This is a genomic window from Achromobacter sp. JCM 18799 (assembly GCF_055395645.1).
In genome coordinates this window covers 5,928,632-5,955,054 of record NZ_AP043866.1, presented here as the reverse complement: position 1 = coordinate 5,955,054, position 26,423 = coordinate 5,928,632, and the positions used below count along the sequence as shown (strand labels likewise).

Genomic DNA, 26,423 nt, shown 5'->3' with positions numbered 1-26,423 from the left:
AATCTTTCGATTCGCCCCTTTTTCATTTGGCCTGGATTCCAACCCGCACAGGCACAACGGGCGCCGCAATCGCGATGCCTGTTGTGCCTTGCTGCGTCCGATCAGAAGCGCACAGCCAGCTTGAGCACGCCCGACTGCTGGCGGTTGCCGCCACCGAACTGCGCGTCGTACGCAATGCCGGCCGTCGTGTTGCGCGTGATCGCCATCTCGGCGCCCAAGCCCAACACTGCGGCGTCGCGCGCGATCGGCACGCCCGTCACCGAGAACGTGCTGCCGCCTTCGAAGGCCAACTGCTGCTTGGGCTTCACATCGCCCATGGCATGGCGCCAGCCCAGCGACGCCGTCAAACGCCCCGGCGTGCGGTCGGAGCCGAACTCCCAGCCGCCTCGCAGCCCCAGCGTGGTGCTGGTCACGTCATCGGAATTGCTGGACCCGTGCAGGGCCGCCGTGCCGCCCGATTCCTCGAAGCCGCGCGTGCGCAGCTGGTTCCATGCCAGACCGGCAAAGGGTTCGATGGTGTAGGCATCGCCCAGCGGCAGCTTATAGCCGAGTTCGGTGAACACCTGCGTCGACGAGGCGTGGTAGGACGACTCGAGACGCTGGTTCAAGCTGCCGGCCGCCACGTCGCGCTTCGCGTCGATGTCATGCCAGGTGTAGGCTGCGCCGGCCATGAAGCGGATGTGGCCGGGGCCGGCCTGGAAGTTCCGTCCGCCAAACAGGGTCGCCGTATAGCTGTCCACATTGGTGCGCGAAGACGTATCGTCGATCGAGTTGTGGCTGCCGATGTAGCCGACCGCGCCGCCCAGGCGCCAGCCGCCGCCGACCGCGCCATCGCCGCCGACGAAGAGGCCGCCGGACGATTGGCTCAGGCTGGACGCGTCGCCGTCGCCGCCGAACTTGCTCCAGTTACCGAACGCTTGCGCCCACACCGGCGACGCGCCGCTTTGCGGCATGGCGTCGGACGAGGGCGCGCCCAACTGGGCCGTGGGCCGGCCGGCGACCACCGGCGCATCGAGGTTGCCGCGCAGATGGGACAACGGCAGCGTGCGCACGGTGTCGCCCTGGCTCAGCAGCACGCTCGCGGTGCTGGCGTAAGCCTCGCCCGACAGCATCCTCAAGGCCGAACGCGCTTCGTTCGGCGTCATCGCGAGCACGGCCGCCGCCACCTGGCTGGCGCCGGTGTTCTTGCCAGCGGCGATGCCGCTGTCGACCAGGGAGGATCCGCTACCGGTGGACGGCGTTTCATTGCCGGCGGTGGACGAACCGTTGCCATTCGAGGACGAACCGCTGCCCGTCGACGTCGAGCCGTTGCCGTTGCCGTTCGAGGACGAACCATTGCCGGTCGACGTCGAGCCGTTGCCGTTCGAGGAGGAACCGTTGCCCGTCGCGGGCGGCTCTTCCTTGTCCAGCGCGCCGCCCACGTTGCTCTCGTTGCCCGAACCGCCGATGCTGCCGATCGGCACATCGTTGCGCGTCAGGGTCATGTACGCATTCTTCGGGTCGTAGCTGAGCGTCGGCGTCAGGAACGCATAGCTGCTCGAAGCGCCGGTGAACTGGCCCTGGATGCCGCCATCCGCCGTCAGGATGTTGTAGGTCGTGCGCGGCGCGTAATTGCCGTCAGGACCCACGTGCGCCACGGTGCCGTCGAGGTAGGCGACGCCGGTGACGTGGATGCGGTCGCTGAGGTTGCTGGCCGGATCGGCATGCACGCGGTAGATGGTGTTCTGGCCAAAGGTCAGGTTGCCGTTGACGGTGAGCGTGCCCATGGGTGTGCCATCATTGCCGGGCGAGATGACCGCGGTGGGATAGAGGTTGGTGGTGCCCACCTGGCCCACGCCTGCCAGCACCACTTCACGGCCGATGTCCATCGGGCCGTTCAGCTTGCCGTCGATCTCCAGGGCGCCGTCAGCGATCAGGATGGGGCCCGTGAGGCCGCTGCTGTCCGCGGTCAGGATGACCGATCCCGGGCCGGTCTTGACGAAGCCCTGCGTGCCCTGCAAGGGGTTGTCGATGGTGTCGACGAATTGGCCCGAAGCATAGGTGCCGTCGCCGACCACGATCGCGGGGGGATTGCCGCCGCTGCCGACCAGGGTGATGGGAGCGCCTTGCAAGCGGTAGCGATCGGTGGCGAACTGGATGCCCGACACGCGCACCGGACCGGCGCTGCCGTCCACGTTCACCGTGCCGGCCGCGCCCGTGAAGATCGCGTAGCCGCCGTCGGGCAGGGCGCCCGTGGCATTGCTCGGACTGTTCCAGTTGGCGCTGGCCGCGCTCCAGGTGCCGTTGCCGCCGCCCGAGCGGGTCGCGGATGCCGCGCCGTTGCCATTCCACAGGTTGGTGGTGCTCGGCCCCAGGATGAGATTGATCTGCTTGTCGCCGGTCAGGTTCTGGATGGTCGCGGCAGGCGCGGAATCGCCCGAGACCGATCCCAGCGTCAGGCCGTTGCCGCTCAGGCTGCCGCCGTAGGACAGGATCCGGTAGTAGCCGGCGTTGACGCCCAGGGTGTTGACCGTGACGTTCAGCGTGGTGTTGTTGATGGCGGCATTGCCGCGCACGGTGATGTTGTCGCCGGTGCCAGGTTGCGTAATGGGCAGCCCCGCGTAGCCGGTCTCGAAATTGAACACCGAGTTGTTCATCGACAGATTGCCGTTGACGACCAGGTTGCCATTGGAGACGCCAGTAGGCGTGCCGACTTCATAGCCTGGCGCCACGCGCGCGCCGGACACATTGAGATCGCCGTTGATCGAGCCAAAGCCCGCGACGGTGCCGTTCGAGTTCGCATTGACGTTGCCGCCCAACGTAACGCCAGAGCCGCCGCCATTGCCGCCGATCACCAGCGTGCCGCCGTTGACATCCACCCCGCCGGGGAAATTGGCCGAGCCGTCGAACACCTGCGTATTGCCCGACGTAACCGTCAGGTCCGCAGCCGCGACGCCACCGCAGTAGGACGCGCTCAGCGCGAGCGTCGCCGTCAGCCATTTCTTCGTGTCGTGTATCAACGTAAATCCTCCATGTTTTGATTAATAAATTTGATATCCAGGGCATTACCGGATCGCTATAAAAGTATTATTAAGTAACCGGGTAAACCCAATGGCCGAAATAAGTTTTCGCGAAAAAAGGAGGCAATTTATACCCCTTTTCTTTCAATACCGAAAATTAATGAATAGATACCATCTTTATTAATTAATTCAGCAACTTGGATACCATCCAAAACCTGAATAATCGAATATGGATACCATCCATCGGCGAAAAATAATTAAAATGGCCAATATCCGATTTATTTATTTTTTCTTGTTGGATACCATCCAAACCGATACAACTGGCGTTCGATTTCCCGACTTCCAAGCCATTCGAGAAACAAATTGACATAACCAGCGCGGGAACGAGGCGCGGCACCGGCCCGCTTCCAGAATTTTCTTATCCGTGAAGCCCGGCCCGGCCCCTACCATCGTTTGCATGATGGCCGCCCCCAGCCTCCCCGACGGATACATGCCGGCAACCACCAGATTGCCGATGATCCTGCTGCACCTGCTCGCGATGGCGCTGCTGGCATGCATACTCATCGGCACGATGCTGTTGATGTACTGGTCGTTCAGCGACGAGGTGTCCAGTTACCGCCGCCGCATGAACGCCGCCGCCGACCGGGCGCAGATATTCTTCGACCAGCGCGAAACGCTGCTGCGGGCCGTGGCTGCCTCGTCGGTGCGCAACACCGACCGCATGCCGGCCCAGCACACGCCCAGGACCTTCGGCCAGACCGGACAGATCAACGTGATCCCGCTGACGAACGGAGCGGACGCCTACGAATGGGCGCTGATTCTCACCCGCCGCAACCGGGCGGACGTAGCCGCCGCCAATGCGCGCATCGTCTACACAACGCTGGCAGACTCCGGCGCGACACGTCTGGCGGTGGACGACACGCGGCGGGACGGTCACCAGATTTCCAGGGAAGCGGAAAAATGGCTCTACGACGCGCTGGCGTCGCATCACGCCACGCCTGATCCGGACGACGGACGCGCGCCAGTCGTCTGGATCAGGCCCCTGACGGACGCCACCGATCATCTGTTTCTCTACACGCCTCTGGACACGGCAGGCCGCGAGCAGACCTGGGTAGGGCTCGAAGTCGACGACATCGCTTCCGTCATCACGGCGCAACATGCCAGCGACGGCGCAAGCTATGCGCTTTACGACAGCGACAGCCGGGTCGCCTTGCACGGCGGCCCCTCGCCTTCCGCCACCGGCTCGATGTCGGCGAGATTGACCCGCGACTCCTTCAGCTTCCAAGGCGCCAGCTGGCTTCCCCACAGCCTGGCGCTGAGCAAGGCGGTCGGCGAAGCCGGCTGGCGACTGATCTACTACGTGCCGACGCAGGACGTGCTGAAACATGGCGCATCCGCCTTCTGGGCCGTGGGCACGATCGCGGCCTGCCTGAGCACGGTGGTCCTGCTGGGGGTACGCCACATCAGGGAGACGCTGATTTCGCCCGCGATCCGGCATCAGACCGCGCTCATCGACAGCCTCGCCCTGAACCGGAAGATCATTGACGTCGCGCCGATCGGGCTCAGCCTGGTTCGCCCCGCCGACGGCACCCAGGTCATATCGAACGAGACGGCACGCCATCTGCTGGGCGCGCACGACAGGTGGCGCGAGGACACGCGCAGCGCTGGAGACCAGGCAGGCCGGCATGAGTATCAGCTTGGCGACGGACGCACCGTCTGCCTGACATACGCCGCGACCAGCTACCAATCCGAGAACGTCGTGATATGCGCCATCAGCGATATTTCCGCGCAGAAGGAAATTGAACACACCTTGCGCAGTGCCAAACTGGCTGCCGACCAGGCGAATGACGCCAAAACCCTGTTCTTCGCCACGATCAGCCACGAAATACGCACCCCTCTGTACGGCATCCTGGGCACGCTGGAGCTGCTTGCGCTCACGCCCATGACGAGCCAGCAGCAGCAATACCTTCAAACCGTCCAGCAATCCTCCTCGACCTTGCTGCGCACCATCAACGACACGCTGGACCTGTCCCGCATGGAGGCCGGCCACGAGGACCTGATCCTTTCGGAGTTCTCGCCCGCGGAGATGCTGGAAAGAGTCGTGGCCAACTATGCCGCTCGCGCCCAGGGCAAGGGGCTACAGATTTTTTCCCTATCCGACACCGGTATGCCGGCAATGGTGAAGGGGGATCCGGTCCGGTTGCAGCAGATCCTCAACAATCTGGTGAGCAACTCGGTCAAGTTCACCGAGGCGGGCCGGGTCGTGCTGCGAGGATCCACGAGCGTCGTCGATCCTGGCAAGGTGACGCTGCGCTTCCAGGTTGCCGATACCGGCGTCGGCATACGCGCGGAATCGCAAGCCCAGCTATTCGAGCCCTACTTTCGAGCGCATTCCGGGCTGGGCCGGGACGCGACCGGCACTGGCCTGGGCCTGGCCATCAGCCGCCGCCTGGTCGACCTGATGGGAGGCAGCCTGACCGTGGTCAGCGAGGTCGGCCTGGGTACCAGCATCACGTTCACCGTCGTGCTCGACGTAGCCGAAATGGAACCGGCATCGCCCATAGCGCTACGACGCAGCGCCGTCTACGTCAGCGGCGCCATTCCGGAGGTCGTGGCGAACGCATGCGCGTGGCTGAACAATTGGGGCGCCATCGCCATACCCTATCGCGGGCAGAGCCATGGACAAGATGCCGACAACGCGGTCTTGCTGCAGACCTGGCCGCCCGGACTGACAGAAGCGTCTTGGGCCGGCAGCAGGGTGCGCGTGCTCGCCCCAGGCGCCGACCATGCTTCGATCGCGTCGCGCGGCGGCCGCCTCGGCGTCACGAGTCAGGGCAATCCATTCAGTATCGGAACCGCCGTAGGCATGGCCCAACACGGCCGCGAACAAGTCCTGCCGCCCTCTCCCGGCACGCAACGGCCGTCGCTGGGGCTGCGGATCCTGGTGGTCGAGGACAACGCGATCAACCAGATCATCCTGCGCGAGCAACTCGAGTACTTGGGATGCTCAGCCACCATAGCCTCCAACGGCGGCGAAGCGCTGCAACGCTGGGATCCCGACAAGTACGACGCCGTCATCACCGACATCAATATGCCTGTCCTGGATGGCTACGAGCTGGCCAGAGCCCTGCGCAAACTCGGCTACCCGGGAACCATACTCGGCGTGACGGCCTGCGCGGCGCCCGAAACCATAACCAAGGCGCAGGAAGCCGGCATGAATCAGGTGCTGATCAAGCCACTGCCCATCCTGGCCCTGACCGCAACCTTGCACGCATACGCCGAAGGCTGACGAAAAAATGCTGTCCAAACTCAAAGTACTGGTACTGGATGATCACGCCTACCAATGCGCCTTGCTGAAAGACATGCTCGAGGAAGCAGGCTTCCCGCACGTCGACACGGCGCTCGACGCGCACGACGCCCTGGACCAGATCTGGAGAGAGAAACATCAACTGGTGCTCATGGATGTGGACATGCCCGGCATGGACGGTGCGCAGTTCATTCATGAACTCGCCTGCCGCGGCCTGAATCCGATATTGGCGATCGTCACGGGATGCTCCCGACGGATGAGCAACAGCATCGGACTCATGGCAAAAGAGCGCGGATTCGCCGTCATGGCAAGCTTCATCAAGCCGGTTTCCACCGAGCAGATCGGCAGCCTGGCGGCAGGCCTGCTGAGAAAGCAGACCGCCCCGGCGCCAGCGCGAGCTCCCGCCGGCGCCGATCAGTCTCGACCTCTGCTCGACCGGCGCATGATCGAGAACGCCCTGCGCGACGGCAGTATCCAGGCCTGGTTTCAGCCGAAGAAATCACTCGTTTCCGGCAACATCGTCGGCGCCGAGGCGCTGGTCCGCTGGCAGCACAAAGAACTGGGCCTGATGCTGCCCTCCTCGTTCCTCGCATCGCTGCGCGCCTACGATCTGGACCACGAACTGCTGCTGCGCATGTTGGACGATGGCCTGAGAGCCTATTCCATCTGGCGCGATCAAGGGCACCGCATTCCCATTTCGGTCAATCTTTCGGCCAGCCTGCTGGATCTTCCGCAGTTGCCCGACGAACTCCATGCCATGGTCTCCGGACTCGGCATACCCGCCTCGGACGTGACCTTCGAATTGCTTGAGGACGCGATGCCGACACTCGCCGGGCAGTTCCACATGGGAGCCAGCCGCCTGCGCCTGAAGGGGTTCGGGCTGTCGCAAGATGATTTCGGCAAGGGTTACAGCTCCATGTACAACCTTATCTCCACCCCTTACACCGAGGTGAAGATCGATCGCGCCTTCGTCAACGGCGCCGCGGCCGACGAGTCGCTGGCGGCCGCGCTGGTGGCGTCGATCCAGCTGGGACGGCAACTGGGCCTGCAGGTGACCGCCGAAGGCGTGGAAACGCTGGAAGACCTGGAATTGCTACGACGGATCGGCTGCGATGTCGCACAAGGATTCCTTATTTCCGCAGCCGTCAACGTTGCGACCTTCTGCGAGTTGCTGGCCTACGAGCCGAATTCCTATTTCGCCCCGCTGTCTCCGCCCCACTAGGGCATTCCGACATCGCTCCGATACCGGATATGCCGCCGAACAGAATAGCCCGCAGCCTGCGCCGCCTGAGCATGGCGTGCCTGCGCGCCATGCCGCCCGTCCTGCTTTGCGTCGCCGCGCTCTACTGCGGGCGCCAACAGATCCAACGGCGCCACGCCGACCTGATGCGGCTGGACTTCGCGACCATCGTGCAGACCAACATCTGGCTGTTCGCCTGCACCTTGCTGTTGCTGGCCGCCGGACTCTATGCCGGCGCGCTGCTCTGGTTCTGGTGCCGCCGCCGCATCATCCTGCCGGCGAGAGCGGCGCGGCAGGCGCTGGCCGAGTGCGAGGCGCTCTGCCGAACGATGCTCGCCACGGCGCCTTGCGCGCTATGTGCGCTCTCGCGCGAGAACGGCCGGCTGGTCTTCGGCAACGCCTTGGCGCTGCAATGGTTGGGCGCGGGCGCCGGCCAGGTCTTGCCCGACACACCCGACGCCAGACGCCTCTTGATGCAAGCCCTGCAAGTACGGGAACCCGGCAACATCGAGGCATTCAAGACCCATGACGGCCGCAGGCTGACGGTAGCCTATGCCCCGACTCGATACCGCCGGCAGGATGTGGTGCTGTGCGCCTTCGCCGACATCAGCGCACGCGCCGACATGGAGCGTCTACTGAAACGCGCAAAGGCTCAGGCAGACAGGCTCTACGAATCCGGGGCGGGCATCCTGTCCGCCATCAACCGCGAAATCCGCACGCCGCTGCATGGGGTATTGGGCACCCTTGAGGTGTTGGGCATGACGGCGCTGAACGAAGAACAGCGCCAACACGTCGACCGCGTCCAGAACGCATCCCTCGCGCTTCAGCAGCTTATGGACGATCTGCTCGACATCGCCCGGATAGAATCAGGCCAGTTCTCCCTGGAAACCGGCGCATTCGATCCCCTCGAGCTGGTCGAAAGCACGGTCGCGGCCCATGCTCCGATAGCAGAACGCAAGGGGTTGATCATCTATGGCTGCCTGGACACCTCGGTACCGAACTGCGTCACCGGCGACGCCGGACGCATCCGGCAGATACTGAACAACCTGCTGAGCAACGCCATCAAGTTCACGGATTCCGGCCACGTCGTCGCCAGGCTGCGTGCGCAGGCCATGCCAGACGCCAGGGTCCGCCTGGACCTGCAGGTTGCCGATAGCGGTATTGGCATCGCCGCAGCCCAGCAGGCCAAACTGTTCGAACCCTTCCATCAGGCCGCTGCCGGAACGCAGGCCGCGCGCGGCGCGGGCCTGGGTCTGGGTCTGTTTCTTTGCGCCCGCCTGGCGGCGCTCATGGGAACCCGTATCCAGGTCATCAGCGAACCTGGGCTGGGCAGCAGCTTCTCCATTTCCTTCATGGTGGACCGGGCGGACGCGTTGGCCTATACGCCACCGCTGTTGCAGGGTCTAAGCGTGCTGGTGCGCAGCGCCCGCAAGGAAGCGGGCGAGAGCGTGGCCCAGTGGCTGCGGCAATGGGGGGCCCAGTCCCGAACCGTCCCCGCAGGCATCGTCGCCAACGGCAACGAGGCTGGCATGTTGGTCGACCTGGCCTTGCACAAGAATGCCGAACATGCGCCCTGGAGAGGGCCGCGCATCGTGGCGGGAAGCGCACGCAGCGGCGGCGGCACGGTCCTGGTAGACCGCCATTCCGCGCGCGAGATCGGCTACGCGGTACAACACCTGATGCAAGGCGGAACAGATCGGCCCCCGCATGCCGCGCTGCCTGCCCACCGCCTCCTGAACCTGCGCGTCCTGGTCGTGGAGAGCGATCTCATCAACCAGGCCACGCTGCAGGATCAGCTCGCGCGCCTGGGCTGCCACGCCACGGTCGCCTCGGACGGGGCCGAAGGACTGGCATTGTGGAACATACAGCCCTACGACCTGGTCATGGCGGACGCCGACATGCCCGGCATGAACGGCTACGCGTTCGCCGCGGCCCTGCGCGCCCAGGGCGCGACGGTCCCCATCCTTGCCCTGGTCACAAGCACGCCCCGCGCAGAGGAACAGCGGTGCGCAGCGGCCGACATGAACGGCTGGCTCGCCAAACCGATAGGCCTGCGCACGCTCAGGCAACGGCTCCAGGCATACGCCGCCGCACCTCCCCGCAAGCCCGACCGGCCGGCTGCCCCGCTACAGAGCACCGCCGAACCGCCGCGGCCCGGCAAGCCGGTGGTTCCCGCCAAGTACAAGGCCGTCTTTCTCGAAACCATGGACAAGGATCTGGTTCGGCTGGAAGCCTCGATGAAGAGCGGCGACAACGCCGATATCCGCGCTTTGCTGCATCGTATACGCGGCGGCCTGGCCGCAGTGCACATGGCCCCTCTGCTGGCCCAGGCCGATGATCTTGCCGCCCTGCACCGCAAGGACGGCCTGGGCGGCGCCATGCCCCAGCAGGTGGCCTCCTTTGTCGCGCAGTTGCGAGACAAGATGCTCGAGATCGCGAAAGAGTAAATCAGCGAAGTCAGACTCGCCCCCCTTCTTTGAAAGGCCGCGTTCACTCGGCGCGAGGCCATTGGGAACAATTGAGAATATTCCCATGGCCCATGCAGTGGGTGATTTCTAGAATCAACCACTGCAAACGAATGCATGCCATGCGCGCAAGCGCCGTCGCCATCCTGGCCGACAACGCGCAGGCATGCGCTACTACCGAAAATGGAATATCTCCCCTGCGGTGGCGTCGGCTTACGCCCCGCGCGTCAGCCCTCGGCGCTAGTCGGTTATCAACCCGTTTTCTCCGCCGATGGCCGAGTATGCGAATACGCATTGCCTGACCTGCCCGCGGCCGAAGCGACCCGACATTTCATCGATGATCCCGCCGCTCACAGACTGCACGACACGCTGCATCTCTTCCGGCAGGGACATCAGGGCATTCCCCTGTCATTCAGCTATGCGCTCGATGCCCCGCGCATCGAGTGGTCGGCGCGAAACGTATGCACCGAGCTAGACCTGTCGCTGGAGCAAAGCCGCCTGCACTTAGGCGCGGCCCCCGCCGACGGCGTCGCGGCGGGCCCGAGCTATCCCGCATCGCTGTTCACCTTGAACATACCCATGACGTGGGATCTGCTGCCGGACGCCGAACTGCACAAGAACCGGCATGATTTCAATGCCGGCCTGCGAGTGAGGATCAATCCCACGCTGGTGGAGGGCCGGCCAAACACGCACGGCGTGCTGCGCGTCGTGGGCCTGCACCTGAAGATCCCGGAGCGCATCTCAGAACAGCCCATGCTGAATGGCAAGTTCTTTTCCCTGCTGCAACGCGCCCAGGCATTCAAGCTGCCGGTGCTGGTCTCGGATATCAACCATGCCATCGATTTTCACTGGCTGCGGTCGTTTCCAAACCTGATGTTCCAGGGAGATCTGCTATCCCCGCGCATCGGTGCGGACAGCCTGGACTTGTTGCTGACGATGGGCGGCGACAGATGGCGGGACTTCAAGGTTGGAGGCCAGATTCGATAGCTGCGCGGCATTCCACCAACATCGGAATCAGAACGAGAAATTTCTCAGACCTGGACTTGGGTTGAACAAGGATGATGCATGGAGTCGGACGCACACGAAGCGTCCGCTACACAACCCCGCCTTCAACAACTCTCGAAGGCATTCATTCAACTTCAACTCCAGGTTTTCATCCATGAAACTGAACAAGATCCTGATCGCACTGGGATTGGCTGGCGCGTTTGCGGGCGTGGCGCATGCCGCTACCCCAGCAGAGAAAACCGTCACAAAGAGCATCACCCTGACGGCTCAGATCAACGACGCGATTTTCGTGTCCAAGCCCGACGGCTCCACCTGGTACGGCACCGAAGAGCTCGAACCGGCAGACTACAGGCAGCTGACATTCTCCAAGACGCTGCCGATCCGCATATTTTCGAAGACCGCTGGGATCAACGTCAAGCTCTCCCAACCTCTGAAAATGTCCAACGGACACCTCGAGATGACCAACGCACAGGTGATCTTGACCCACGCCGCAGGCGACCAAGTCCTGGCATACGACAAACCCAACAAGATTACCCAGGTCGTGCAGGGCAACGGCGGCTTTGACGAAATCCACAATCTGGAAATCTCAGTGGACAGCCCCCAGCAAACCAACGGCCAGCCCACCAACGGCAGCTACAGCGGCAATCTGGTCATGCTCTTCGAGCCGGCCCCTTAAGCCTCGCTCGACCATCGTTCTCCAGAGCCTCGTCCGGGGCTCTTCCTTCCCCCTTATGGATTGCAGGGCATGCGCGCTCATCGGGTTTCCTTTTGCCTCAAAAAAATCCTGCCGTGCGTGCTTGCCGCTACCTCCACCCAGGTCTTTGCGCAAGTGAAGATTTCCTACGGCATCCCCGAAGGCTTCAGCGCGGTGGAAATGGACAATAGCGCAAGCTACGTCTCCAGCTTCAACGGCAGGACGCTGCCCGGATTGATCGCCTATTCGCTGGAGCAGAACCGGCTCGCGTTCGACCCGGTCAAGTATGCGGAAAACGGTATCACGGTGGAAGAAATAGAAACCATCCGCCAGGTAGTTTCCGCGGTCGACTACAAGCAATGCGTCAACGGTTGTGACGTGCGCGTGGCGGAACACTACGTCACCATCGACAAGATCCGCCGCACATTGCAGATCAGAAGCTCGCGCGACGACTACCTATCTCCCGCGACCACCTGGGGGCTGATCAACAATCAGTCCCTGGACCTGCGCGGATCCTCCGACAGCTATCGCGCCATGAATCTCAGCGGCACGACATGGCTGGGCCTGCCGCTGCGCAGCTTCGGCTACATGAGCTGGTACGGCAGCCGCAATCGCATGCGCGGCCGCAGCAATGGCGGTCAAGGGATATCCTCTTACTTCCTGCAGAAGAATTTTCACGGCACCTACGTGCGGGCAGGCAAGCAGAACAGCCTCGACTACGCCTCGGGCTCGGTCAGCACCATGCTGTCGCCCAGCTTCGATCAGTTCGTCACCATCGGCAGCCAGAACCATTTGCGGGCCGACCGCGATACGGGTTCGCTGGTGCTGTATTCCACCGCCGAAGGAAACTACGAGTTCTACCGCAACGGGCGTCTCATCCTGAAGCGGCCCGCCATACTCGGCCGCAATGAAATCAGCTTCATCGACCTGCCTGGCGGCTACTACCCGGTGGAGATCCGGCTGGTGGACCGCAACGGCAATCTGATCAACCGCGAAACGCGCGACATCAACAACCTGAATTTCAACGGCGGCGGCGGCAATTCCTGGCACATGACCGCGGGCAAGGAAATGGGCGCAGGCGGCCAGCTGCTTCAAGCTGCCGTCAGCCGCAACCTGAGCCAGTTCTACCTGAACGCCTCGTTCATCAGCGGCGACCAGTCCCGCTGGGCGGGCGAGCTGAACATCACGCGCCCCTCCCGCATCGGCACGGCTGACCTCACTCCCACAGTGGGCGTCCTAGGCGGCGAACGCGGCGCGGGCGGCTATTTCAACCTGTCGATGAACGACCCCTTGCTGGGCAGCCTCTCGGCCAGCCGCTATCAGATTTCAGACGTATCGCGCTTCTATTGGGGCGCGCCCAGCACCAGCTTTTCATACAGCAGAAGCGTGGGCGATGTCATGCTGGGCTACAACTACAACAAGCACAGCCGCGGCGAAATACAGCAAGCCAAAGCGCGCTGGAACTACCGCCCCAACGGCCTGTGGTCGACCTTTTCCCTGGGCGTGCAAAAGGGCGGGTACGGCCGGGGCGACGACGGCTACGCCGTGTACTTCAACATGAGCTGGACCCTGGACGAGACGCAAGCCAGCTTCCGCGCGGCCCGCCAGGGCGGCGAAACGCAACTCAGCGGCGACTATCGCAAGGATTTCGAGGACAGCTACGGCACCTCGACGGCTGGCGTCACGGTCAACCGGAGCAGCACAAGCAACAGCGTCAGTGTTTACGGCAGCCGCTCCGGCACTCGTGGCGACACCTCCCTCAACCTGGGCCACAGCGACTTCGGCAGCAACGCGGATTTCAACTACCGCAGCATGCTGGCGGCCAGCGCCACGGGCATAGCGGTAGGACGCTACAGCAGCAGCGGCAGCGCCATGTTGCTGGACACGCCCGCCATCGACGGCACCGCCTACGGATTCAGCGTGGAAGGCCATCCGGTCGGCGGCGGCAGCACCTACGCCGTACCGCTAGGCCAATACCGCGACGTTCCCTTCGCCCGCGTCCTGAGCAACAGCGAGCACATGGACATGAGCATCGAAGTCCCTGCCAACGTCGTGCGCGCCCATCCTGGTCAGGTGTACGCGGCGCGAGCCAAGGTGGCGATCAACATGGTCTACAGCGGCATCCTGATGGATCCGTCCGACAAGCCCCTGGGCGGAACCATCCAGGAAACTGGCGACACGGCGTACCCCAACGGACTGTTCTCCATCGCCAGCAAGACGGTGCTTACCAAGATCACGCTGCGGCAACCCGGCAGGAACTACACCTGCGACCTCGGCAACGCCATCAACGGCAGCTACTACCGCTGCCGATAACCTGATATCCGAAGAGGAACCACGATGCCACGCAAGACCCTGCTCACGCTATTCGCTTCGATGCTGCTGGCCGCGCCGTCGGCTCAAGCCGAAGGCGAGCTGCTGGTGATGCCGGCCCGGATCAAGGTCTTCAATGGCCACGACTACGGCGTCACCGTCAAGAACGTTGGCGACGCGCCGCTCTACCTGTCGGCCACGCTGCAGAAGGTGAAGAATCCCGGCTTCGACCCCGAGGAGCAGGTGCCGCTGAGCCAACTCGAGCATCCCGGCCTGCTCGCCAGTCCGGACAAATTGACGCTGGGACCGGGCCAAAGCCGCGCGATCAGCCTGAAGTCGCTATCCGTGCCCACCGCGGAAGAGATGTACCGCCTGTACGTCGTGCCAGTGAGGGCGATGCAGGTCGAAGAGGCGCCCCAGGACAAGATCAGCGCGCCCATGTCAGTTTCCATAGGTTATGGCGTGCTGGTCCAGCACATGCCTCCTCCGGGTCAGCAACGGTCGGGCTGGTCGCATCGCTGCGAAGACGCGGGTGTGAGGCTGGAGAATACCGGCAATGTGTCGCTGGTCCTGGCGGATATCGCATCGCCGGACCGCAAGCAGGAGCAGAACCGGGTGGTGTTGTTTCCCGGCATGTCGCGGCGCTTCGAGGGCAAGAAGCTCACGATGCTGATCGGCGATGCGCCGCAGGGTTTCGATTGCCGCGGATGAGCATGGCGCAATGTACGAGGGACCAACCATGAGATTGCCGAATTTCAAAGGATGGATGATGCCGCGACCAGTTGCTGCCGTACTGGCAACAAGCGCGATGATCGCCAGTAGTGACGCCTTGGCATGGCGGGGCATCTACTACAGCAACCTGAGCAACGGCTATAGCAATTGCACCTACCAAAACAATGGCAATGGCACCAGCACGCTGGGCGTGACCATCAGCTATAAGAACATTCAAGGTCACCTAGGCAGGCATAGCGGGTGGTTCCAGAGCCGAGGAATCCTTATATACACCTATGAGAAAGATGGCAAACTGCAGCAGTCTGGTCACTATGCCAGTGCTGTCTACATGGATGGCGTTCGGCACTGGGGTAGAACAAGCGGCATTGACTACGCATCCTACGATAACAGTGATTCCCGTTACGCCACGAGCTGGCGCGATCCATCCGCGAGAGTCGTGCGGGTAACGGTCGTTATCGATAACAAGCACCTTGCACCGTGGCCTGCCATTGGGGTAAGAGCAGCGAACGTCACGCAAAAGAACGACATCGTCGAAATAACCGGACTGGCCTATATCGGCGCAGACAGCTCAACGGGCAACTGCAATACCATCACCGATCCGAAGATTCCGCCCCCACCTGAGGCTCCCAAGATCCACATGACCGCGCCGGACTGGAACCTCGGAGAGTTGCTGCCCGGAGCGCCTGCGGAAAGGCCATTTTCTGGCGCCGGCGAAGAGTTGTGCTTCACCTATGACCACCTCAAATGGACAGGATCGCGCTACGCCATCAACGCGACCAACCAGAACGGCCTGTCGGGCAATGGCTGGTACCAACTCAAGCACCTGACCTCGCCTTCCGACACGGTGCCATACCGAGTCGTGCTGCGGAACGCGACGACCAGTACCGAGGTCGCGCTGCCCAACACCGGCAATGTCGTGTCCGCCTTGGGCAACAACGGACGCGATTGCTTCATCCCCACGTTCACGGCCGACACGCCCAAGGCGGCGAAGGAAGGCGACTACAGCGACGTGCTCACCTTCACGGTCGTCGCACGACCTTAGCTCATGCCATGAGCGTTCATGTCCTTCCCCGGCGATTCGCCCGCCGCACCGCGTTTATCGTCGCGGCACTCGCCCTGCCCTGGCCCCAGCACGGCCAGGGGGCCGGCATCCTGCACCTGCCGAGAGCGGAACTGCGCCTGGAACCCGGTCGAGCGCCGAGCGAACTGCTGGCGGAAAACCGTGGCGACAGCCCGCTGTATCTGGATGTGGAACAACATCTGCTCCTCAATCCCGGATCGATGCCGGAGGTGCTGGCGCCAGTTGGCGAAACAGAGCGACCCAGCTTGCTGGTCACCCCCAAGCGCCTGATTCTGGCGCCGGGACAAAAGTACCGGATGAGCGTGCGCGTCTTGCATGCGCCTGCCCGCACGCAAGTCTGGCGCATCACCTTCCGGCCTAGGGAGCGGGTGATTCTGAACGGCGGCGAGGCCGATGGCAGCGCGCCCCTGATCATCAACATGGCGTACGGCGTTCTGATCTATCAGACCGCCGAGCACGCTCAGCCTTGAAACCCATGAGAACCCGGACATGAACAGAATATCAATCCGCGCGTGCCTGATGCTTGCCCTGGGAACGCTCTCTGCCGCAGCCTCCGCCGGGGATATCGTCCTGACCGGCGACACCACAAGCAGGATCACCGCCACGGTCAAGGCCGCCAACAGATTGCTGGTCACGGACGACAAGGGTGGCTGGTTCGACCAGGGCTTGGCCATGCAGCAGCTACGCGGCTGGGAATCGCCGTATGAGGCGCAAGCACGCTTGCGTATCCTGTCCTCGAGCGGCGCGTTTCAGGTGCGCATGGACCGACCGCTGGAGATCCGCAATACGGCCAACGCGGCCCTGGTGTTCCGTCGGCCCAAGGTTTCCCTGGCTGCGGAAGACGGGGAGCAGAAAACCCTGGAAGTAGGCCAGGACGTGAAATTCAAGAATCCGCCTGCGCCCGCTGCGGGCGAGGACTCCATCGGCTACTACGGGCTGGCGATTGCGGCCTACCCGCCGGAAGGCGATTTCAAGCAGACCGCAGGCAGCTATGTCGGCGAGCTGTCGCTGGTCTTTGAACCGACCGTGCGGATCCCCTGACCCGCTATAAGCGGCCGGATGTCGCCGAAATGTGGATGAAACCCTTCGACTGTCTGCTGTTGCTTCTGGTGTCCTGGCCTGCCACACCGGCCTTCGCACATATCGACGTGATGCCCAAGCTCGCCGTCGTGCAAGGCAAACCGGCCTCGGTCCATATCATCAACCAGGGCGATCGCGCGGAGTACGTGTCCATTACCCTATCGCGCTTGCTCAACCCCGGCGTCGAGGCCGACCAGGAACACCTGGAGCCCATCGCGCAGACGGAGAGGCCTGCGCTCTACGTCTCCCCGTTCAAGCTCTCGCTAGGACCAGGGCAGAGCAAGACCGTCACCCTCAAGCCGCTGGCCGATGTGGAACAGGAACAGGTGTACCGGCTGGATATCAGGCCGGTCGTCAATCTGCTGGATCGGGCGGGACAAGGCACCTCCGGCAATGTGGTCGTCACCCTTGCGTTCAGCACCCTGGTCAGGCTGCTACCGCAAAACGAAACCTCGGGGCTGTCGCTGCGCTGCGCGCCGCAAGGCGCCTGGCTGGCTGCGTCGGGCAACGTGCGCTATCAGGTCAAGGATGCGGTCGCCGATGGCCGGCCCGTGGAACCATTCAACGTCTATCCGAGCACGCCCATCCTGCTGAAAGGCCGCGCAATACAGGTGCCCGGCCAGCCATCCTGCCCGCCCTCCGGACGCTGATTCCGGGGTAAATCCACGTCCCCCAACGCCGGCGGCCATGGCGCCGCCACCACACATGCCCCCCTCGACAGTGCTGCATTCGCGCACTTGCGGTAACCTTCAGCCTGAACAAATCTGAGGTGTTGGAAATAACAATGGGTTTTGAAAAACTTGCCGACCTGCGCGAGCAGCTACGGGCACAGGCTCAAAAGGCGGTGCCGGTCCAACCGAAGGCGGCAGGCCGGACAAAGAAGCGGGAGCCTGATCAGGCCAAGGCTACGGCGCGGCCGCAGCAAAAGCGCGAGTCTGGTCAAGCGAAGGCTGCCGCCCGCCCGCAGCAAAAGCGCGAGCCCGTCGACCCCGTGGTCGAGGCCATCTGGCGCCTGCAGAAGCACTTCCCGCAGGCCTTCCCCAAGAATCCCGCGCCGAAGCTGCCGCTCAAGCAGGGCATCCTGGCCGACGCGGCCCAGCATCTGGAAAAGCTGGGCATGACGGAAGAACAGCTCAAGCAAGCCATCGCCACCTGGTGCAAGGGCAGCCGCTACTGGAGCAGCATGGTCGCCGACGCCACCCGCGTCGACCTGCAAGGCCAGCCCGCGGGCACGGTGACGGCGGAGCAAGCCGCCTACGCGCGCCGCCAGGCTTCGCGCCGGCCGGCCGGCAAGGCTCGTCCGGCGAAAAAGGCCGACGCGCCGGCTGCCGCATCCGCTGACACCCCGGCTGACACCCCCGCGCCTGAAGCCGCCCCCGAAGCCGCGGCCGTCACAACGCCGGCATCGAGCGATACGCCCTGAGGACACTGTTTGGCTCGGCGAGCGGGGATTTTTCGCATCCCCGCCCCGCCAGGCTACACAAGCCCGAAATTCTGTGTATAATCGCTGTCTTTGGTGGACACGGCCTTTCTGAAAACCAAGTCAGAAATTACACCAAAACGCAGTGCCCCCGCGGGAGTAGCTCAGTTGGTAGAGCGCAACCTTGCCAAGGTTGAGGTCGCGAGTTCGAGACTCGTTTCCCGCTCCAATTTATGATCTACAGACTTCCACTGACGTCTGTAAGTCATTGAAAAGAGGAGCTTCGGCTCCTTTTTTCATTCCAGCGAAAGCCACGGAAGTCCACTGACAGCCACCATTTTTGAGGCCAAAAACAAGGCCAAAGAATGCGGGTCGTGCCGGTTCCGGGTTGTTGCTGGGGTTGGATCGGGATGACAAGCAGCATCGGGCCTAAGTCCAAGACTTAGGAGCTTGATGATGACACTCTCTGATCTGACCGTGCGGCAAGCCAAGGCCGCCGAGAAAACGTACAGCATCCCCGACATCGATGGCCTCGGCCTGGTGGTCGCCCCCACCGGCGGCAAGTCGTGGCATTTGCGCTATTACTGGCTCGGCAAGCAAAAGCGCATCTCCCTGGGGAACTACCCCGAGATCGGTTTGCGCGAAGCGCGCACCTTGCGCGACGAAGCCCGGGCGCTTCTGGCAAAGGGCGTCAACCCCCATACCGATCGGAAACAGAAGCGACACGCGGTCAAGCTTGCGGCCGACTACACCTTCAAGGCCGTCTTCGATGCGTGGGTCGAGCATCGCCGCAAGGAAATCAAGGAGGGCAGGAACAGCACGCTGTCGCAAATCCTGCGGATCTTCAACAAGGACGTGCTGCCTAGCCTCAAGCAGATGTCGATCTACGACATTCGCCGGCCCCAACTCCTGGGCGTCCTGGCGAGGATCGAGGAGCGCAAGGCGTTCACCACTGCCGAGAAGGTCCGCACCTGGCTGGGGCAGTTGTTCCGCTATGCCCTCGTCATCGTGGAGGGGCTGGAAGCCAATCCGGCCTCCGACCTGGACGTGGTGGCCGAGCCCAAGCCCCCGGTGAACCACAACCCCTACCTGCATCTTCCGGAGCTTCCCGAGTTCCTGCACAAGCTCAGGCTCTACAACCCTCGTGGTTGGCAGACCCAACTCGGCATCCGGCTGCTGTTCCTGACCGGCGTGCGTACCGGCGAGCTGCGGCTGGCGACCCCGGACCAGTTCGATCTCGACCGTGGCCTGTGGATCATCCCGCCGCAGATCGTCAAGCAACTCCAAGACGAGATGCGCAAGGCCGGCAAGCGCCCGCAGGACGTTCCGCCCTACATCGTGCCGTTGTCCGTGCAGGCCATCGAGATCGTGCGCTACCTGTTGGGTGTGATGAGGCCGGCCCAGGTCCATCTGCTCACGCACCGCAGCGAACTCAAGAAGCGCATCAGCGAGAACACCCTCAACGCGGCCTTGAAACGAATGGGCTACGAGGATCAACTGACCGGTCACGGCATCCGCGGAACCATCTCGACGGCGCTCAACGAGATCGGCTATCCCAAGATTTGGGTGGACGCGCAGCTTTCGCACTCGGACCCGAACAAGGTGAGTTCGGCCTACAACCACGCCAAGTATGTTGAGCCGCGCCGCCGGATGATGCAGGACTGGGCGGATCGTCTCGATCTGCTCGAACAGGGCCAAGTGGAAGCGGCCAGCGCGCACCTCACGATCCATATCGAGGGCGTGCCGGCCATGGCAGAGGAGGACAAGCCCAACACCATCGTCGCTGCTGCTTCTGCGGCATCCGTTCCGCCTGTGGTGGCCGAACCCATCGTCGTGACGCCAAACGACGGGGGAATCACATTCCAGCGACTGTCGCAGGTACCACCGCCCCCGACGCATGCGCCAGAGCCGGAGGTGTCTGTCATCCAGCGCGAGCGCGAGGAAATGCTGGTCATCTACGAATCGCCGAGCAGTCTGCCGGTCCCGCTGTTCGGCAAGTTGGCCGGGAAGTCCAAGGACCAGATCAACCGCGAGCTGAAGGCGGGCAAGCTGCTGTCCATCAGCTTGGGCAACCGCGGGCAACGCGTGCCCGACTGGCAGCTGGTACCCCTCAAGCACAAGCTGGCACAGGTGCTCATGAACCAGTGCCCGCATGCGGATCCGTGGGACCTGTACCGGATGCTGACCCGCCCACATCCGGACCTGGGTGATCGCGCAGCCATCGACATCGTGACACCAGGAAATTTGGGCATGGTCGTGCGGGTCATCGCGGGCACCCAGCAGCAGCCAAACAGGCCCGGACCTGACTCGTCTGTGCAAGGTATTCCAGAGGAGACTCGCCAGCGCATTCAACGGTTGCTAAATGATGCGGCAATGCTCGAAAGTGCCTGACGCTGTTGGCGCGCATCCAGAACTGACCCACTGGGTCAGTTTTAAGTGCGCGCCAACAGACGTTGGCAGCGGGGGAGCCGCTGAGGTGGCCGGCGCGCCATTGGGCGACGCCCCATCCAACGGCAATACCGGCAGCAACCAGCGTCAAGCCGGCAAGGATGTTTCTCGAAGAGGTATTCATGGCGAGGGTCTCCACTCAGTCCGCGATCAGGCTGTTCAGTCGGGCGACGAGGCTGTCGCGCTGCGCTCCAAGGTCGATCAGACGCATGCGCGTCTCCAGCACCTGGGCGCGTGCACTGAGCACAGCGCTCAGGTCCCCCTTGGCGGATCGGTAGTTGCTCAATGCAAGCGCCGCTCGGTTCCGTACCAGTTGCAAGCCGGCGGTCTGCAGGCGGTCGATCTGGCTGTTCAACGCTTGGAGTTCGGCGGCGCTGTCGTCCAGCTCCTGCAAATGCCGCCGCGCCACGTCTTCGCGTTCGGCGTCCAGACGTTCCAACTCGTGCCGTTTTGCCTCGATCATGGGCACTTGGCGTCGATCCTTCTGCCAAGGCAGATCGAATGTCACCTGAAATGACACCATGTCGCCCCATCGGCGATCACGCCGGCTATAGGCTATCTCCCAGGCCCAATCGCCGCGGGTCTCTGATTGGGCTTCGCGGGACTCGGCCCGGGCCATGCTTTGCATCGCCGGATAGAGTTCAAGCTCCGCGTGATTCGCCAGTTCTGTGCGCAGTTGCGCGACGGGGCGAGTGAGCGGGCCTGGATCGCCTTGCAGTGCTTCGTCGGCCCTGGAGCCCACCCAGCGCCGCAACGCGGCCCTGGCCTTGGCCCGGTCCCGCTGTAGATCGTCACGGCGGTCCGTGAGTGTCAGCGCCTCCTGTTGCGCGACCAACAGATCGCCAGCCTGGGCGGTGCCGCCGGCGACGCGAGCGGGGAGACTGTCTTGCAGGCGCTGGTTCTCCGCGAGCAGTTCCGTCAGCAGTATCTCCCGTTGCTCCACCGCCTGCGCGGCGATCCACGCCAGGCTGAGTTCCTGGCGGATCTGCAATCGCTGCAAAACCAGCGCCGCGCGTTCTCGATCCACACGCGCCTGCGCGCTGGCGACCTGGGCGTCGCGCTTGGCCCTGTTGGGCACTTCCTGCATGAGCGCCAAGCGCTGCATCGTCATGGATTCGCGCGTCATGCTCCAGCGATCCATGCCGCTGATGGGGTAGTTTTCGATGCCGAGCGAGAGCTTGGGGTCGGGCAGCGAGCCTGCTGCCTTCTGCACGGATTCGGCGACGTTAACCTGCAACTGCTGCGCGCTTATGCGTGGGCTCTGCTGCTCCGCGATAAGGCGTGCCTCAGCAAAATCGAGGGCGTAGGCTACAGGCGAGACAAGCGCACTGCCCGCCAACGCGATGCTGATAGCTTTCAGACGATGCACTCGCATCGAGGCCGGCGTTGTGCCTCGGCCGTACGCCGACGGGCGCCCCTCGGGGGCGCCAAAAAAGGGAGTAAACATGGTTGTCCTCGGAATTGGTATTCACGAAATCACGTGGTCTGCCGCATCGGTGCGCGGCGAGCACGGACACATAAATCAATTCCGCAGGACTTGGAACGTGAGGTAGATCGGCGGAAAGCCCGCGCGGGGATTGGGAGGAATGTAGGTAACGTGCCGCCTGAGGGCTACCCGGTCGAGAACCAACCCGGGCAGCGAGTTGGCGAGCCACATCACGTGCGCCGCGAGAAACTGAATGTCCAGCCCCTGCCATGAAAGCGCCGACTCCCGATCGCCACTGCAATGAGCGTGGCACAACTGTGGCGCTTCGCTGTCCATGGAATCAGGCATGCCGGTGCAATCCGACATTGGCAACTTGTCAGCCTGCTGCATCGAGATCGTGGCACGCATTTGCGTGGTTTCCACAGATGCCCTCGGGTCTGGCTTGGGACAGACGTACATCGCCATCGCAACCTGCGAGAAAAGCAAGGTTACGACTAGGCCGCTGGTAATCCAGCGGCTCCATCTTGCGAGAAGGCGCCTTAAGCCGATCATGCGGACATACTATTGGAAGTTGTAGGGAGTTGAATTGATCAAGGTCAGTTTCCAGGATGAATTGATGCGTCTGGACGGCGCCTTGGCCCGAACCGGCACCCGCTGCAAATCCACCGGCAAGGGCGGGCACCGCACGTGGTTGTCATGCTTTACGCGCCTCGGCAACTCGCAAGGCTCTAAGCTCAAATCGATCAGCTACAAGATTCGTCTGTCCCGAGAGTCGCTGCAGGTGCGTAATGACCTCGTAGGGGCCATCGGCTATTGGGCGCGTGCAGATTCCGCACTGGCTAGCGGTTTCGATGCGTGATCGCGAGGAAATCCCTACGCCATATCCAGCTGCGACCCAGAGCAATAACATCTCAAAAGAACTGACATGCTGGACATTCGGCCTTTCCGTTGATGACATGGAGGACAGGTACTGGTCCAGCGAAGGAGAATATTCGGCCTTCCATCGAAACACGGAGTGCTCCTTAAGTTCGTCTATTCTGATTGACTGCTGCCGGAGCAGTGGGTATCGCAGCGGCGTGGCAAGAGCTGTCGCCTCGAACCAAATAGAAAGACTCTTCAGCGAAGAATCGCTCACCTGCTTCAGAGAAAGGCCGACGTCGAAGCGCCGTTTGTAGAGGCCCGTAATGAGATCGCTCGCCGTAACCTCATTAAATTCCATAGAAACTTCGGGCTCCTCCGCGCGCTGCAGGGCAAGCAATGCAGCTAGGTACGAAGAGGCCACACCAGGCGCTATGGCGAGCCTGAGCTGTGGGCGTGGGCTGGTGGCGTCGTGCATGAGAGGCCCCAAGAAGCGATAAGACAAGGATGGAAAGTCTTCATGATAGCTAGTTTGAGTTAAACTTAACGTGGTTAAATTGTTTGGACTGTTCGACGCTTCCAAGGATGGAGAAGCGAACTGTCCGACGAGGCCGTCCCCCAGGAACTACCACTTTCGACGCCGAGCCAGCGTTGGCATTCGGAGCGGCCGTTCGTGTCGCCCGCCTGACGCAAGGTGTTGCTCAGGAAGAACTGGCTGCGAAAGCAGGGATCGAGCGATCGCACATGGGCAAAATAGAGCGTGGGGAGCACATGCCCACTCTCGCTCTGATCTTAAGAATCGCCGCCGGACTCAAGCTCAGTGCTGCGGAACTCGTCAGCGCAGCCGAACGCAATCTTCGTGCCGCGGCGCACGATTCAGATAGGCATTGACGCTTTAGTCATCCGGAGGTCCTCGCAGACGTTCGATGAAGCGATCCAGCGAAACCGATGAGTTGCTGCTTTCTGGCCGAAGCAGATAGGTTGTGATTACCGCCGTGTCCTGCGCCAGAGGGCGAATCACCACGTCCGGCCTCTGGCTGATGGGAATCTTGGTCGCCGTCATGAAACCAATCCCATAGCCTGCGCCGACGAGCGTTAGCATCATGTCCAGCGACGACACTTCTTCGACAACGTTGAGTCTGTGTTCCAGAACCTGTAGCAGCCGATTTAATTCTCGGCAGTAGCCTTCGCAGGCCAGTTTGTCGCACAGAACCAGTGGGTGACCCTGAAGTTCGTTCAGCGGAACTTGCTTGTGCGCAAGAAGCGAGTGCCGCGCTGGCACGGCGATCACAATCGGGTCTCGCCAGATCGGTTCAGCCACGATGCCTTCGCCAACATCCGCCGCGTGTGCAAATCCGATCGTGAAGTCGCCAGACCGTAGGCCCCGTATCTGCTCGGTCAGCGGTACCTCGGAGAGACGTATCTCGACCTCGGGCTCTTCCGCGCGGCAACGAGCTAGGAACGCCGATAGTCGTGGGTCCATCGCACCATCGGAAATTGCAATGCGCAGGCTGCCCCTCAGGCCCGCGGCAATGGCTCTGGCATTTTCACGCGCTTGCTCCAGGACAGTGAAGAGTCGGCGGGTGTCCTGCAAGAATGCCGCCCCCGCCACGGTCAGCCGTGTGCCCCTGCGGTCGCGGTCAAACAGCGTGACCCCAAGCTCATCTTCCAATTCCTTGATCGCGCGAGACAAGGGGGGTTGCTCTATATGCAGCCTCTCGGCCGCCCGCGTGAAATGCAACTCCTCTGCCAAGACGACAAAGCATCGTAGATGACGCAACTCCATAAATCGGGCTCCTCGCAAGTTCTCATTCGCGCCAGATGTCCCGTGGACGAATCACGGTGGACGGGGAGGCTGGATCCATTTCAGGGAAGTTGATGCGCTTGACATCGCAAAAACTGGCACCTTGAGCGCTCGTGGTTGCTCGTGACGCGTCCCAAGCGCGCGCGCCCAATCGGGGCGCGCGTCTCTGTCACACTGTGCAGAAGCTTTGAAAAGCACCGCACACCCGCGGCGTCATCCGCCGTGCTCTTTTTGTAGCAGCGACCCGAGGCGAGCGACTTCATTGCTGGTGATCGCGATGTTGCGCCCATCCTTCGTCGACACCGAAGCTCCGACATTGAGATAGACGGCGCGCCCGAAGCGGCTTTCCTGTGCCATCTTTCCGTCCTTGAAGATGTACAGCGTTCCCCCGTCAGCCAAGGGAACCATTTCCTTGGCTGCTTGGGCTGCTGCATGACCGGCGAAGGCTGGCACGGAGAGAGCGCTCAACAGGGCGGCAATGACAATTTGCGATTTCATGATCGACTCCTTTGTAAAAACGACGACAACTTGCGCCGCGTCGTTAAATGTAGAAGCAGGCGGTCTACAGAGCGCTTACCCGTGCATTACATTCAATTCATGTGCTGTCATCTGCCGCCCATGAAGGACTAGGTTCCAGTGGGAGACAAGATGCCAAGCCATGCAACGCTCGCCAGAACCAAAACGGCCAAGGTCGCCTCCGTGAACAGACTCTGTCTAAGCTTGATGACTGCCTGTGCGCGATTGCCTGCCTTCAAAGCAGCCTCCAGGCTCGGGCTCAACCGATACCGATTGGCAGCAGCCAACGCCAGCATGCCTGCGAAAAGCAAGAGCTTTACCATCAGCAGCCGGCCATACAGCGTCGAGATGAGCGGATCAAACGATGGTCCGGCGATCAACAGGTAATTGAGAATTCCACTCACGACGAGTGCAGCCACGATCGCTGTACCTATGCGAGCAAAGCCATTCGACGTCCGACTGAGGACCGCTACCGGGTCTTGCGCGACATCCTGCTTGTGGGATGCCAGCATCAAGAACGCCACCAATGCGCCCACCCAAGCGCCCGCTGCCCAGAGGTGCGTGATATCCGACGCAAGATGGATGTAGCCGCGAACGCCGTCGTCCATCGCGCCGTGGCCTGCCCACGCAAGGGTCGCCAGCGCCACGCCGGTGGAGAGCGCCATCACTGCAAATCGCAAGGTAGCGTTCAATTTCAACATTGCGACGAGCACACACACCAACAGCGCGAGGATGCGAATGCACCAGGCGATGCCCATGTGCGTGCCCGTAATGAGCATGTCGAAAACGTGCGTTGACAGCTCCGCGTAGCTTTGGGCGCCGGACATGGCCTTGGCCATGACCGTCATGCCCCACATCGACAGGGCAATGCCGATGGCAGCGGATGCGCCAATGAGGACGCGATAGCGGCGCGAGATCGTCGAGGATCGCTCGTCGTTGCCCAAAGCATAGAGTCCGAACATGGCGACGCCAAACGCCGCCGCCAGGTCCAGATAAAGCGCCAGGCGCAGGACGATGGTCAACCAATCCCCGGCCATG

The 26,423-nt window shown here is 62.5% G+C and carries 21 protein-coding genes and 1 tRNA gene; 15 read left to right on the top strand and 7 right to left on the bottom strand.

Going from position 1 to position 26,423, the window contains the following annotated elements; translation table 11 throughout:
• Positions 1 to 101: 101 nt before the first annotated feature.
• A complete protein-coding gene (locus tag ACZ5YA_RS28160) occupies positions 102 to 2,999 on the bottom strand; it encodes an autotransporter family protein (RefSeq protein ID WP_280014993.1) in 2,898 nt (965 codons plus the stop codon).
• 490 nt (positions 3,000 to 3,489) lie between these two features.
• Between ACZ5YA_RS28160 and ACZ5YA_RS28155 the strand changes: the two genes are divergently transcribed.
• The 14 genes from ACZ5YA_RS28155 to ACZ5YA_RS28090 all read left to right on the top strand — a co-directional run bounded on the left by ACZ5YA_RS28155 (position 3,490) and on the right by ACZ5YA_RS28090 (position 20,724).
• Complete coding sequence (locus ACZ5YA_RS28155; protein ID WP_464091492.1) at positions 3,490 to 6,288, top strand: ATP-binding protein; 2,799 nt, start codon at positions 3,490 to 3,492, stop codon at positions 6,286 to 6,288.
• Between the two features lie 7 nt (positions 6,289 to 6,295).
• A complete protein-coding gene (locus ACZ5YA_RS28150; protein WP_059373756.1) occupies positions 6,296 to 7,528 on the top strand; it encodes an EAL domain-containing response regulator in 1,233 nt (410 codons plus the stop codon).
• 29 nt (positions 7,529 to 7,557) lie between these two features.
• Complete coding sequence (locus tag ACZ5YA_RS28145) at positions 7,558 to 9,993, top strand: hybrid sensor histidine kinase/response regulator (protein WP_464091491.1); 2,436 nt, start codon at positions 7,558 to 7,560, stop codon at positions 9,991 to 9,993.
• 312 nt (positions 9,994 to 10,305) lie between these two features.
• Entirely contained in the window at positions 10,306 to 10,998 is a 693-nt protein-coding gene (locus ACZ5YA_RS28140) for a hypothetical protein (RefSeq protein WP_464091490.1), read from the top strand.
• Positions 10,999 to 11,170: 172 nt separating this feature from the next.
• On the top strand, positions 11,171 to 11,692 hold the full coding sequence (locus tag ACZ5YA_RS28135) for a fimbrial assembly protein (protein ID WP_059373753.1): 522 nt from the start codon (positions 11,171 to 11,173) through the stop codon (positions 11,690 to 11,692).
• Between the two features lie 69 nt (positions 11,693 to 11,761).
• Complete coding sequence (locus ACZ5YA_RS28130; RefSeq protein ID WP_464091489.1) at positions 11,762 to 14,023, top strand: TcfC E-set like domain-containing protein; 2,262 nt, start codon at positions 11,762 to 11,764, stop codon at positions 14,021 to 14,023.
• 24 nt (positions 14,024 to 14,047) lie between these two features.
• Positions 14,048 to 14,731 carry a hypothetical protein gene (locus tag ACZ5YA_RS28125; RefSeq protein WP_059373752.1) on the top strand — a complete coding sequence of 228 codons (684 nt, stop codon included), beginning with the start codon at positions 14,048 to 14,050 and terminating at the stop codon, positions 14,729 to 14,731.
• A gap of 28 nt (positions 14,732 to 14,759) precedes the next feature.
• On the top strand, positions 14,760 to 15,794 hold the full coding sequence (locus ACZ5YA_RS28120) for a hypothetical protein (protein ID WP_124260366.1): 1,035 nt from the start codon (positions 14,760 to 14,762) through the stop codon (positions 15,792 to 15,794).
• 8 nt (positions 15,795 to 15,802) lie between these two features.
• A complete protein-coding gene (locus ACZ5YA_RS28115) occupies positions 15,803 to 16,303 on the top strand; it encodes a hypothetical protein (RefSeq protein WP_059373750.1) in 501 nt (166 codons plus the stop codon).
• Between the two features lie 19 nt (positions 16,304 to 16,322).
• The gene (locus ACZ5YA_RS28110; RefSeq protein WP_280014987.1) at positions 16,323 to 16,874 is read left to right on the top strand and encodes a hypothetical protein; all 552 of its coding nucleotides are present in this window, start codon (positions 16,323 to 16,325) and stop codon (positions 16,872 to 16,874) included.
• 35 nt (positions 16,875 to 16,909) lie between these two features.
• Positions 16,910 to 17,563 carry a hypothetical protein gene (locus tag ACZ5YA_RS28105; protein WP_059373839.1) on the top strand — a complete coding sequence of 218 codons (654 nt, stop codon included), beginning with the start codon at positions 16,910 to 16,912 and terminating at the stop codon, positions 17,561 to 17,563.
• A 134-nt stretch (positions 17,564 to 17,697) separates the two neighbouring features.
• Positions 17,698 to 18,336 (top strand): ProQ/FinO family protein, encoded by a 639-nt coding sequence (locus ACZ5YA_RS28100; protein ID WP_280014986.1) that lies wholly within the window; start codon positions 17,698 to 17,700, stop codon positions 18,334 to 18,336.
• Positions 18,337 to 18,486: 150 nt separating this feature from the next.
• Positions 18,487 to 18,562: transfer RNA gene (locus tag ACZ5YA_RS28095), tRNA-Gly, on the top strand.
• 227 nt (positions 18,563 to 18,789) lie between these two features.
• Positions 18,790 to 20,724 carry a tyrosine-type recombinase/integrase gene (locus ACZ5YA_RS28090; protein WP_202808273.1) on the top strand — a complete coding sequence of 645 codons (1,935 nt, stop codon included), beginning with the start codon at positions 18,790 to 18,792 and terminating at the stop codon, positions 20,722 to 20,724.
• 196 nt (positions 20,725 to 20,920) lie between these two features.
• Here ACZ5YA_RS28090 and ACZ5YA_RS28085 read toward each other — a convergent pair whose 3' ends face one another.
• From ACZ5YA_RS28085 to ACZ5YA_RS28075, 3 genes are all read right to left on the bottom strand, one after another.
• Positions 20,921 to 22,156 carry a TolC family protein gene (locus ACZ5YA_RS28085; protein WP_003121558.1) on the bottom strand — a complete coding sequence of 412 codons (1,236 nt, stop codon included), beginning with the start codon at positions 22,154 to 22,156 and terminating at the stop codon, positions 20,921 to 20,923.
• A gap of 147 nt (positions 22,157 to 22,303) precedes the next feature.
• Positions 22,304 to 22,615, bottom strand: a complete 312-nt coding sequence (locus ACZ5YA_RS28080; RefSeq protein WP_006226245.1) for a hypothetical protein — start codon at positions 22,613 to 22,615, stop codon at positions 22,304 to 22,306.
• Between the two features lie 286 nt (positions 22,616 to 22,901).
• Positions 22,902 to 23,543, bottom strand: coding sequence for a LysR substrate-binding domain-containing protein (locus ACZ5YA_RS28075; RefSeq protein WP_023657317.1), 642 nt, complete (start codon positions 23,541 to 23,543; stop codon positions 22,902 to 22,904).
• A 107-nt stretch (positions 23,544 to 23,650) separates the two neighbouring features.
• On the opposite strand from ACZ5YA_RS28075, the gene ACZ5YA_RS28070 reads away from it, so the two are divergent.
• On the top strand, positions 23,651 to 23,956 hold the full coding sequence (locus ACZ5YA_RS28070; RefSeq protein WP_003097526.1) for a helix-turn-helix domain-containing protein: 306 nt from the start codon (positions 23,651 to 23,653) through the stop codon (positions 23,954 to 23,956).
• Between the two features lie 4 nt (positions 23,957 to 23,960).
• Here the strand turns inward: ACZ5YA_RS28070 and ACZ5YA_RS28065 are convergent, their stop codons facing one another.
• From ACZ5YA_RS28065 to copD, 3 genes are all read right to left on the bottom strand, one after another.
• Positions 23,961 to 24,851 (bottom strand): LysR family transcriptional regulator, encoded by an 891-nt coding sequence (locus ACZ5YA_RS28065; RefSeq protein WP_003097524.1) that lies wholly within the window; start codon positions 24,849 to 24,851, stop codon positions 23,961 to 23,963.
• A gap of 231 nt (positions 24,852 to 25,082) precedes the next feature.
• On the bottom strand, positions 25,083 to 25,367 hold the full coding sequence (locus ACZ5YA_RS28060; RefSeq protein WP_003090336.1) for a CopK family periplasmic copper-binding protein: 285 nt from the start codon (positions 25,365 to 25,367) through the stop codon (positions 25,083 to 25,085).
• Positions 25,368 to 25,495: 128 nt separating this feature from the next.
• Positions 25,496 to 26,422: a copper homeostasis membrane protein CopD gene (gene copD, locus ACZ5YA_RS28055; RefSeq protein ID WP_003097522.1), complete on the bottom strand. Its 927-nt coding sequence runs from the start codon at positions 26,420 to 26,422 to the stop codon at positions 25,496 to 25,498.
• Position 26,423 lies beyond the last annotated feature (1 nt).

Bases quoted from the DNA above. Each gene is read 5' to 3' on its own strand.
- ACZ5YA_RS28155 (WP_464091492.1), top strand. From the start codon at position 3,490: ATGCCGGCAACCACCAGATTGCCGATGATCCTGCTGCACCTGCTCGCG.
- ACZ5YA_RS28150 (WP_059373756.1), top strand. From the start codon at position 6,296: ATGCTGTCCAAACTCAAAGTACTGGTACTGGATGATCACGCCTACCAA.
- ACZ5YA_RS28145 (WP_464091491.1), top strand. From the start codon at position 7,558: ATGCCGCCGAACAGAATAGCCCGCAGCCTGCGCCGCCTGAGCATGGCG.
- ACZ5YA_RS28135 (WP_059373753.1), top strand. From the start codon at position 11,171: ATGAAACTGAACAAGATCCTGATCGCACTGGGATTGGCTGGCGCGTTT.
- ACZ5YA_RS28130 (WP_464091489.1), top strand. From the start codon at position 11,762: ATGCGCGCTCATCGGGTTTCCTTTTGCCTCAAAAAAATCCTGCCGTGC.
- ACZ5YA_RS28125 (WP_059373752.1), top strand. From the start codon at position 14,048: ATGCCACGCAAGACCCTGCTCACGCTATTCGCTTCGATGCTGCTGGCC.
- ACZ5YA_RS28120 (WP_124260366.1), top strand. From the start codon at position 14,760: ATGAGATTGCCGAATTTCAAAGGATGGATGATGCCGCGACCAGTTGCT.
- ACZ5YA_RS28115 (WP_059373750.1), top strand. From the start codon at position 15,803: ATGAGCGTTCATGTCCTTCCCCGGCGATTCGCCCGCCGCACCGCGTTT.
- ACZ5YA_RS28110 (WP_280014987.1), top strand. From the start codon at position 16,323: ATGAACAGAATATCAATCCGCGCGTGCCTGATGCTTGCCCTGGGAACG.
- ACZ5YA_RS28105 (WP_059373839.1), top strand. From the start codon at position 16,910: ATGAAACCCTTCGACTGTCTGCTGTTGCTTCTGGTGTCCTGGCCTGCC.
- ACZ5YA_RS28100 (WP_280014986.1), top strand. From the start codon at position 17,698: ATGGGTTTTGAAAAACTTGCCGACCTGCGCGAGCAGCTACGGGCACAG.
- ACZ5YA_RS28090 (WP_202808273.1), top strand. From the start codon at position 18,790: ATGACACTCTCTGATCTGACCGTGCGGCAAGCCAAGGCCGCCGAGAAA.
- ACZ5YA_RS28085 (WP_003121558.1), bottom strand. From the start codon at position 22,156: ATGCGAGTGCATCGTCTGAAAGCTATCAGCATCGCGTTGGCGGGCAGT.
- ACZ5YA_RS28080 (WP_006226245.1), bottom strand. From the start codon at position 22,615: ATGCGTGCCACGATCTCGATGCAGCAGGCTGACAAGTTGCCAATGTCG.
- ACZ5YA_RS28075 (WP_023657317.1), bottom strand. From the start codon at position 23,543: ATGCACGACGCCACCAGCCCACGCCCACAGCTCAGGCTCGCCATAGCG.
- ACZ5YA_RS28070 (WP_003097526.1), top strand. From the start codon at position 23,651: ATGGAGAAGCGAACTGTCCGACGAGGCCGTCCCCCAGGAACTACCACT.
- ACZ5YA_RS28065 (WP_003097524.1), bottom strand. From the start codon at position 24,851: ATGGAGTTGCGTCATCTACGATGCTTTGTCGTCTTGGCAGAGGAGTTG.
- ACZ5YA_RS28060 (WP_003090336.1), bottom strand. From the start codon at position 25,367: ATGAAATCGCAAATTGTCATTGCCGCCCTGTTGAGCGCTCTCTCCGTG.
- copD (WP_003097522.1), bottom strand. From the start codon at position 26,422: ATGGCCGGGGATTGGTTGACCATCGTCCTGCGCCTGGCGCTTTATCTG.